This is a genomic window from Acinetobacter sp. V2, from assembly GCF_001188385.1.
GTDB lineage: Bacteria > Pseudomonadota > Gammaproteobacteria > Pseudomonadales > Moraxellaceae > Acinetobacter > Acinetobacter oleivorans.
The window spans coordinates 291395-299716 of the sequence record NZ_JZFB01000001.1 but is presented as its reverse complement, the minus strand read 5'-3'; the positions used below and the strand labels follow the sequence as shown (position 1 = coordinate 299716).

Sequence of the window (8322 nt, the reverse complement as noted above, 5' to 3'; positions counted from 1 at the left end):
AAAGGTAAACCAGCCATTTTAGCAACATCAATCGCATCAAGACGCTCTACAAAAGTCGGCTTACCACCCTCTTGGAAGGTTTCCACCATTTGCACAACGAGTTTTTTACCACGTGCCAAATAAGTTTCTGTTTCATTAGCACCTTGCAAACGCATATCTAACCATGCCGGCGTATCGTGACGACGACCACGCGGATCATGCCCCATGTTTGGTGCACCACCGAAACCAGCCAAACGGCCTTTGGTGACAGTCGAAGAATGGCCCATGCCATCGACTTGCAAAGTTGCGCCGATAAATAGGTCAACGGCGTACTGACCTGCAAGCTGACACATCATGCGGTTAGAACGTAAAGCGCCATCACGACCTGTAAAGAACACATCAGGACGAGCTGCAACATATTTTTCCATACCAAGTTCGGTACCAAAACAATGCACGCTTTCAACCCAACCTGTTTCAATCGCTGGAATTAAGGTTGGATGCGGATTCAGAGTCCAGTTTCGGCAAATTTTTCCTTTTAAGCCTAAAGACTCACCATAGGTCGGTAAAATCAGTTCAATTGCAGCAGTGTTAAAACCAATGCCATGATTTAACGATTGCACATTATGCTTTTCATAAATTCCGCGAATTGCCATCATCGCCATGAGTACATGCACAGGTTTGATGTGTTTCGGGTCTCGAGTAAACAACGGTTCGATATAAAATGGCTGATCTGCCACCACCACATAATCCACCCAAGAAGCAGGAATATCGACTCGTGGTAAATCTGAAACGTCATCAACCAGTTCATTGACCTGAACAATCACAATACCATCACTAAAAGCAGCAGGTTCAATGAGTGCTGGAGAGTCTTCGGTACTTGGGCCTGTATAGATATTGCCTTGACGGTCTGCCATGAAGCCCGCTGAGAGCACCACATTTGGAATGAGGTCGACTACCAAACGTGAATATAGTTCGATATAGGTATGAATCGCACCAATCTCTAGCAGTCCATCTTCAATCAACTGGCTAATACGTAAACTTTGTGGGCCAGCAAAAGAAAAATCGAGCTTACGCGCAATGCCTTTTTCAAACAGATCAAGATGTTCCGAACGCCCAACGCTTGGCATAATCATATGTAAATCGTGCAAAACATCTGGGTTGGTTTGTGCTAAAGAACGCGAAAGGAAATCTGCCTGCTTTTGGTTATTCCCTTCGAGTACAACTTTGTCACCCGGTGTAATTAAGGTTTCTAAAACTTTAATAATGTCTTGAGTTGGAATCACCACACCATCGGTATATTGGTTTGCCATCTCTAGTTTTAGTTGTTTGGCATGACGCCGCTTTGTCCATAACCGTTCTTTATTCTGAACTGATCCTTCCATGTACTTACCTATATAGATCGCAGTTTTGTTCTGTATCTATAAAAACGCTTTATGGCGTTTCGATCAATCAACCTAGATGAGCTGTTATTAACTTCAGGTTAATGATTTAAGTATGGCTTAAATCCCGTGGCTAGTTAATTGCAGCATGCTCATTACTATGGTTAAGCAAAAGACGACCAGAAGCTTTAATTTAACTTTGTGTATCTACTCTTATTTCGAGGAAATAATATTTTAAAAATTTGGCGCACTTTGATTAAACATTGTCGCCATTCGATTTGGGTGAATATTATTCAAATTTCTATGATGTCTCTATCGAAAAGCAAGTTCCTTAAAACTTTAGTTGAGAGACAGAATATGAACACAGTTAAAGAAAAAATCGTTCTCATCACAGGCGCATCATCTGGTATGGGAAAAGCATTTACCAAAGCATTACTCAAAGAAGGTGCAACTGTTTATGCCGTTGCTCGTCGCGTTGATGCTATGCAAGAACTAAAAGCACTTGGTGCTCATACATTAAAAATGGATATTACCAATCAGGATGATATCGACCAAGTTGTGAAAACTATTGAAAAAGAAACCCATGGTGTTGATATTTTAGTTAACTGCGCAGGCTTCGGTATGTATGGTGCTATGGAAGATACGACACTTGCCGATGCACGCTATCAATTTGAAGTGAATCTGTTTGGTATGGCCTATTTAACCCAAAAGGTTCTGCCTAGTATGCGTAAAAAAATGCAGGGGCGTATTATCAATATTTCATCAATGGGTGGGAAAATTTATACACCACTTGGTAGCTGGTATCATGCCAGTAAACATGCAGTTGAAGGTTGGTCTGACTGTCTACGTTTAGAGTTAAAATCATTTAATATTGATGTTGTTGTCATTGAACCCGGTGCTATCGCAACTGAATTTGCAGATGTATTGATCCAACCTATGCTGGAACGTTCAGGGCAAAGTGCGTATAGCCATATGGCAGCCGCGGTTGCTAACTCAACAAAAACTACAGTAGAAAAAGGTGAACTTTCAGACGTGCAAGTTGTCGTTGATATGCTGATGAAAGCTGTTCATGCATCCTCACCTAAAACTCGTTATGTGGGTGGCAAATATGCCAAACTGATGATATTTGTACGTAAATGGTTTGGCGACCGTGTGTTTGATCGTATGGTGATGTCAGTTATTAAATAAATGAAGTGAACCATATAAGTTTATATGTTGAGATGCTCAAATGAAATATGCTTCAAATTTTGCCCTAAATACCAACTGGAAGTTATTACTGAACGACCTAGGCATAAATCTTGAAGATGCATTACGTTTGGCATCTCTACCGCTTGATTTGTTTAATCGTAAAGATGCAAGCCTTACGCCCATTCAATATTTCAATTTTTGGCACGCAATTGAACAACTTGCTGGAATAAATGACTTACCTTTAAAAATCGGTCAAATGATTACAGTTGAGCTTTTTGACCCAGCGATTTTTGCTTGTATTTGTAGTCCCAACTTTAATATTGCGATACAGCGTCTATCTGAATTTAAAAGACTGGTTGGGCCAATGCAGTTACAAGTAGCAATTGATAACGACACAACAACGCTAGAACTCAAATTTTATAATGTATCTACGCCAACGCCGCAAAGCCTTGCTATGTCAGAACTGGTCTTTTTTACTCAATTAGCAAGAATATGTACAAGACATCAGGTTATACCTTTGAAAGTTACGCTGCCCGATTTACCTAATAATCTGGCAGAGTACAAAACATTTTTTGGCGTACTTCCACAAAAAAGTGAACACATTTCAATTGTCTTTTCACGCCAAGATGCTGAACGTCCTTTTTTAACAGCCAACCCGACTATGTGGTCTTTTTTCGAGCCAAACTTGCAACGTAGTCTTATACAGCTTGATGAAGATGCAACAGTTAGTGAAAAAGTTAAAGCAATTCTTTTAGAAAACCTACCTGCTGGACTATGTACGATAGAAGATGTTGCTCAACGACTCGCGATGAGCAAACGTACGTTACAACGGCTACTTTTAGAAGAACAAACTAATTTTAAAACGCTTTTGGATGCGACACGTCAATCTCTTGCCCAACATTATTTAGAAAAATCATCAATGAGTACGGGTGAAATCTCATTTCTATTGGGCTTTCAAGAGCACAATTCTTTTAGCAGAGCATTTAAAAACTGGACGGGTAATACTCCGCAAGAATATAGACTTATGCATTAATTCCTAACGCGGTTTATTCAACATCCATTTCAGATTTTGACGAACCGCAGGCCACTCATGTTTTAAAATGCTATAAACGTGAGTGTCTCGCAAAATATCATCTTTCACAATTTGATGGCTTCTCAGCACACCATCAAGCTTTGCTCCCAAACGCAGAATTGCAGTTTGGCTTTGAACATTTAAAGAAGATGTACGTAACTCAACCGCAATGCAGTTTAAAGTCTCAAATGCATGAGCCAACAGTAGCTTTTTACATTCAGTATTAACAGGCGTACGCTGTGCAGACTTTCGGTACCACGTCGAACCAATTTCTACACGGCGATGGGCTTCTTCAATATGCATTAAAGTTGTCATACCTAACGCTCGCCCCGTTTTTCGATCTTCAATATAAAATGGCAGCATAGAACCGGAATTTTGCAAACTGAGACGTCTTTCAATTTCAGCAGTCATTTGTTCAGGTCTTGGCACACGGGTATACCAAAGATTATAGAGTTCCCCATCGCAAACAGCCTCCGCCAGTGATTCAGCTTGAGTTAAGTCTAAGGGCTTTAAAATAACGTGCTCACCTACCAACTCAACAGGTGTAGTAAAAGACATCTTTGTCTCCTCAATTGATATTAAAGTTTTATATTTTCAAAATTATTTATTTAACTCAGCCACACTATACATAGCGTCTGCTATGGTTTGATGACCAGATTTCGATAGGCCATCTGCCGCGCCCAAAATGTCTCGACGTTCTTTGTTTTGCCCAAGTTTTGATTTGCCTCGCAGCTTGGTAATTTCAATCTCAATACCTACAATGGCTTTTAACATCGGTTCAATATAGTCCCTTGGTGCATCGGACATTTTCCATGGTTCAGGTTGAGATGCTTCGTGGGTACGGGTTAAACGAGCCACAACACCACGGACGTAACGTTCATCATCTCGAATGGTTACTTTGCCATAAGCATGCACAACCCTATAGTTCCATGTCGGTACTTGTCTGTGCTGTTCATGTTTGGATGGGTACCAGTTTGGTGAAATATAAGCATCACCCGCTTGAAACACGACCAACACCTCATCTCCATTTTTAATGTCCTGCCAGACAGGATTAACTCTAGACACATGCGCATGTAGTACACCCAATTCCCCTTCGCTTGCCTGTAATTCGAATGGAAGATGATTTGCATCTAAGCCATTACTTCCATGAGTAAAAAGCACACCAAATGGATATTCGGTAATAAGAGAATGCAATACATCCAAACGGTTTTCTGCATAATCATCGGGGATATACATGGCTCAAACCTCGCTGTAAATATCAGGGTTATTTATATTTTGTGTTGTAAATTTTCTTGTTTCTGTGGTTTATTAAAAAGAACCACTTTGTATTTTTTTAAGTAGACCAGAATTATGGCAAGAATGGCAAAAGTTGTTGAACTTCCGTCGATTGCAAAGATTAATAAAAGCCAAGGAAAGATAAGTGCTCAACTAACCCAAGCTTTGCGTGAAGCTGTACAAAGTGGTGATTTACAGCCTGGCGATCCGTTGCCTTCTTCACGAGAACTGGCTCAAACACTCGGAGTCGCTCGCGGAACGATTATCGAAGCTTACGATCAGCTTTTAGCCGAAGGTGTGTTTGACTCTCAAGCACGAACAGGCACCTATGTGTCTCATGCTTTAACTAAAAAAACTACGCCGCAACATTCTCAAAAAGTAACCACACCTAGCGTAATCCCTTTGACGAAGTCGGCACTTTCTTATGCCCAAGTGCTTAAAGAGTTTAAACCGCTTCCTCATGCCCCTTTTGCAGTATCTGTTCCCATTGCCCGCACTCAACCGAGCGACATCTGGCGTAAGTTTGGTAATAAATTTAGATCACGAGGTGCAGGTGCTCCTTCCGGTTATGGTGAACCTCAAGGCGTGCTATCACTAAGAGTTGCTATAGCCGACTATGTACGTCGTTCACGCTCTGTCCACTGTGAACCTGAACAAATTGTGATTACACCCGGCATTCAGCAATCACTTTATATTTGCAGCCAGATTTTATTTGAAGCAAAAGATGAAGTTTGGATTGAAGATCCAGCTTATCGGGGTACAACAGCTATTTTTGAGCATGCTGTACAAAACATTCGGATGGTGCGTGTTCCTGTCGATGAAGAAGGTATTCAAGTTGAAACTGGAATTAAACTTTCTAAACATGCACGTGCTGCTTTTGTGACGCCGTCTCACCAATATCCACTTGGCATGCCGATGAGTCTAGCAAGACGTACTGCTTTATTGGCTTGGGCAAAACAGCAAAATGCATGGATCATTGAAGATGACTATGACAGTGAACTCCGTTATAACGGACAGCCCTTCCCATCGTTACAAGGTATGGCACCCGACCAAGTCATTTATCTTGGGACTTTCAGTAAGGTCTTATTTCCATCACTTAGACTTGGCTATGCAGTATTGCCTAAAGAATTGGTGGCACCTTTTTGTGGGCTAAGAGTCTTAATTGATCGACATCCACCTGCTGCCGACCAGCACGTTTTGGCTGCTTTTATTCAAGAAGGCTATTTAGAGCGGCATATCCGACGGACTCGGAATGTCTATGCAGAAGTTCGAGAATACATTATTGGCTTGATTGAAAAATACATATCTCAAGAACTAGCTTGGTTACAGCCGGGCGATCAAGGCATGCATATGGTGTTATGGCTGGCTCACCATATTAATGATATTGACGTTGCAAGCTCGGCAGTCGATGCAGGCATTGCCATTAAAGCAATTTCACCGACATTTTCAAAAGAACAACAACGTCCGGGGTTAATTGTTGGCTTAGGCGATTTTGAACCTGAACTGATGAGACAAGCCATCAAAAAACTATCAAAGATTATTCAACAACATGACAAGCCAACTTAAACCAAGTTTACAGTAGCAACCATAGATGAATGGCAAATGGCCCAATCAGCACCATTAAAATACCTGCAATGACCATGGTCAAACTGGCAATTACACCTTCTTCACTATTGCGCTGCTGTGCTCTAACTGTACCAAAACCGTGGGCTGCATTTCCGAAAGCTGCCCCATTTGCCACATTAGAACGGATTTTAGTGATCGCTAAAATTGCATCGCCACAAATCATACCGACCAAACCAGTAATAACGGTAAATAGTGAAACCAATGCTGCCGAACCGTGAATATCTTCCGCTAAAATCATGGCAAATGGTGTTGAAATAGAACGGGCCATCAAACTGTTGGTGACTTCAGGGCTAAAGTGAAACCACTGTGCCATTTCATAGGCAGACATCACACCTACACTCATCCCCACAATAATCGCAATCGAAAGGACCCCAAGGTTTTTTCGAATCGTTTCCCGATAGCGATAAATCGGTACAGCAAACGCAACCGTTGCAGGCCCTAATAAATTAACAATCCACTGCGTATCTTCAGCATAAGTTTGATATGAAATTCCAAAAATCGTCATCAAAATAATGGTGAGTACAGGCACACTAATTGCTGGTGATAACCAAAGTTTCGGATTTTTCTGATAGATCCGCTTTGCCACAACATAGGCTGCCAAGGTCCAGATCAGACAAAGAATTGACCAAATATTCATGTCATTTTCTCTTAGATATGCTTATGTTGAAGACGTTTTCGGGCCTGTAAATAAGCTTTCAAACGATTGTAATAGTGAATAGTCAGACATGTACTGAGCATGACCGAAATGGTCCCAACCGCAATGCTCAGAACAATTTGCCATCCTTCTGTCATAAACAGCGTTTTATACTGGACAACGGCGACCACCACAGGAACAAAGAACAGCAACAGTTCACCTAAAACAACGGTTGCTCCTATTGCCACCTGATCCATTTTGATAATTTTAAAGAACAGGCATAGAAGCAATAAAAACATACCTAAAATACCTGCCGAGACAGGTACGCCAAGTTTTTGATGTAAGAGATATCCGACGCACCAAAATCCAGCCAAAATCAAAATTTGTTTAACTAAAACTAAAAGTGAAGGTTGTGTGGGTGTGTCAGAAGCAGATTCAGTACTCATTTTGCGAAATTAAATGGTTAACTACACCATTATGCTATCTTGGTTAAAGCTGCTAAATATGAATTATTCATGTTAATATCATTCCAAAATGGAATAATTTATTCTTTATTATGCTTTCTCTAAAATCACTTCAGTGCTTCGTTACGCTGGTCAAAACTAAAAGCTTTACACGTACTGCTGAAGAGTTATATCTGACTCAGCCCACTATTAGTAAAATATTACAGCAGCTTGAAGAACAGCTTCAGGTCCAACTTTTAGTTAAACCCGATCATGGACGAAAAAGACAAATTGAATTAACTGAAATTGGAGAGCGTATTTATCAACACGCGGTCGAGCTTCTTCAGGCAGAACAAAACATTTTTCTTGAGATAGAAAATTATCAACAATTAAAAACAGGAACTTTAAAACTTGGCGTTCCGCCTTTAGGCTCGCAGCTCTTAACGACTGCCCTATTTGATTATCATCAGCAATTGCCAGATATTGAATTAGCTTTTATGGAGGTTGGTTCACGTGGTATTGAACAAGCTTTGCTTAACAATGAACTAGACGTTGGCGTTTTATTGCAGCCTTTTGATGAGCAAATTTTCAATAGTATTGAGCTATGTAACTACCCTTTAATGGTTCTTTTACGTCGTGATGCCACTTGGGCAACCCGTAAAAAAATAAATCTAGAAGAGCTACAACACCAATCGTTTTTAATGTTTCCTGAAAATTTCTCTTTAA

The 8322-nt window shown here is 40.7% G+C and carries 9 protein-coding genes; 4 read left to right on the top strand and 5 right to left on the bottom strand.

Going from position 1 to position 8322, the window contains the following annotated elements; genetic code table 11:
- Window positions 1-1361 (bottom strand): malonate decarboxylase subunit alpha (gene mdcA / locus UC75_RS01360; RefSeq protein ID WP_228137003.1); only part of this gene is annotated, 1361 nt, incomplete at its 3' end.
- Between the two features lie 354 nt (window positions 1362-1715).
- Here mdcA and UC75_RS01355 point away from each other — a divergent pair.
- Together UC75_RS01355 and UC75_RS01350 are read left to right on the top strand one after the other, a co-directional pair.
- On the top strand, window positions 1716-2546 hold the full coding sequence (locus UC75_RS01355) for an oxidoreductase (RefSeq protein WP_049836444.1): 831 nt from the start codon (window positions 1716-1718) through the stop codon (window positions 2544-2546).
- A 40-nt stretch (window positions 2547-2586) separates the two neighbouring features.
- Window positions 2587-3579 carry an AraC family transcriptional regulator gene (locus tag UC75_RS01350; protein WP_049836443.1) on the top strand — a complete coding sequence of 331 codons (993 nt, stop codon included), beginning with the start codon at window positions 2587-2589 and terminating at the stop codon, window positions 3577-3579.
- Between the two features lie 3 nt (window positions 3580-3582).
- Here UC75_RS01350 and UC75_RS01345 read toward each other — a convergent pair whose 3' ends face one another.
- Window positions 3583-4176, bottom strand: a complete 594-nt coding sequence (locus UC75_RS01345) for a GNAT family N-acetyltransferase (protein WP_049836442.1) — start codon at window positions 4174-4176, stop codon at window positions 3583-3585.
- Between the two features lie 42 nt (window positions 4177-4218).
- Window positions 4219-4854 (bottom strand): FMN-binding negative transcriptional regulator, encoded by a 636-nt coding sequence (locus UC75_RS01340; protein ID WP_049836441.1) that lies wholly within the window; start codon window positions 4852-4854, stop codon window positions 4219-4221.
- A gap of 114 nt (window positions 4855-4968) precedes the next feature.
- Between UC75_RS01340 and UC75_RS01335 the strand changes: the two genes are divergently transcribed.
- On the top strand, window positions 4969-6459 hold the full coding sequence (locus UC75_RS01335) for a PLP-dependent aminotransferase family protein (RefSeq protein WP_049836440.1): 1491 nt from the start codon (window positions 4969-4971) through the stop codon (window positions 6457-6459).
- Window positions 6460-6466: 7 nt separating this feature from the next.
- Here UC75_RS01335 and UC75_RS01330 read toward each other — a convergent pair whose 3' ends face one another.
- Both UC75_RS01330 and UC75_RS01325 read right to left on the bottom strand, forming a co-directional pair.
- Complete coding sequence (locus UC75_RS01330) at window positions 6467-7156, bottom strand: LrgB family protein (protein ID WP_002157453.1); 690 nt, start codon at window positions 7154-7156, stop codon at window positions 6467-6469.
- 11 nt (window positions 7157-7167) lie between these two features.
- Window positions 7168-7599, bottom strand: coding sequence for a CidA/LrgA family protein (locus tag UC75_RS01325; RefSeq protein ID WP_049836439.1), 432 nt, complete (start codon window positions 7597-7599; stop codon window positions 7168-7170).
- A gap of 110 nt (window positions 7600-7709) precedes the next feature.
- Here UC75_RS01325 and UC75_RS01320 point away from each other — a divergent pair.
- The coding region (locus tag UC75_RS01320) for a LysR family transcriptional regulator (RefSeq protein WP_228137002.1) at window positions 7710-8322 on the top strand (613 nt) is incomplete at its 3' end.

Excerpts from the sequence above, each read along its gene's own strand:
- UC75_RS01325 (WP_049836439.1), bottom strand. The coding sequence starts at position 7,599 with ATGAGTACTGAATCTGCTTCTGACACACCCACACAACCTTCACTTTTA.
- UC75_RS01345 (WP_049836442.1), bottom strand. The coding sequence starts at position 4,176 with ATGTCTTTTACTACACCTGTTGAGTTGGTAGGTGAGCACGTTATTTTA.
- UC75_RS01330 (WP_002157453.1), bottom strand. The coding sequence starts at position 7,156 with ATGAATATTTGGTCAATTCTTTGTCTGATCTGGACCTTGGCAGCCTAT.
- UC75_RS01350 (WP_049836443.1), top strand. The coding sequence starts at position 2,587 with ATGAAATATGCTTCAAATTTTGCCCTAAATACCAACTGGAAGTTATTA.
- UC75_RS01355 (WP_049836444.1), top strand. The coding sequence starts at position 1,716 with ATGAACACAGTTAAAGAAAAAATCGTTCTCATCACAGGCGCATCATCT.
- UC75_RS01335 (WP_049836440.1), top strand. The coding sequence starts at position 4,969 with ATGGCAAGAATGGCAAAAGTTGTTGAACTTCCGTCGATTGCAAAGATT.
- UC75_RS01340 (WP_049836441.1), bottom strand. The coding sequence starts at position 4,854 with ATGTATATCCCCGATGATTATGCAGAAAACCGTTTGGATGTATTGCAT.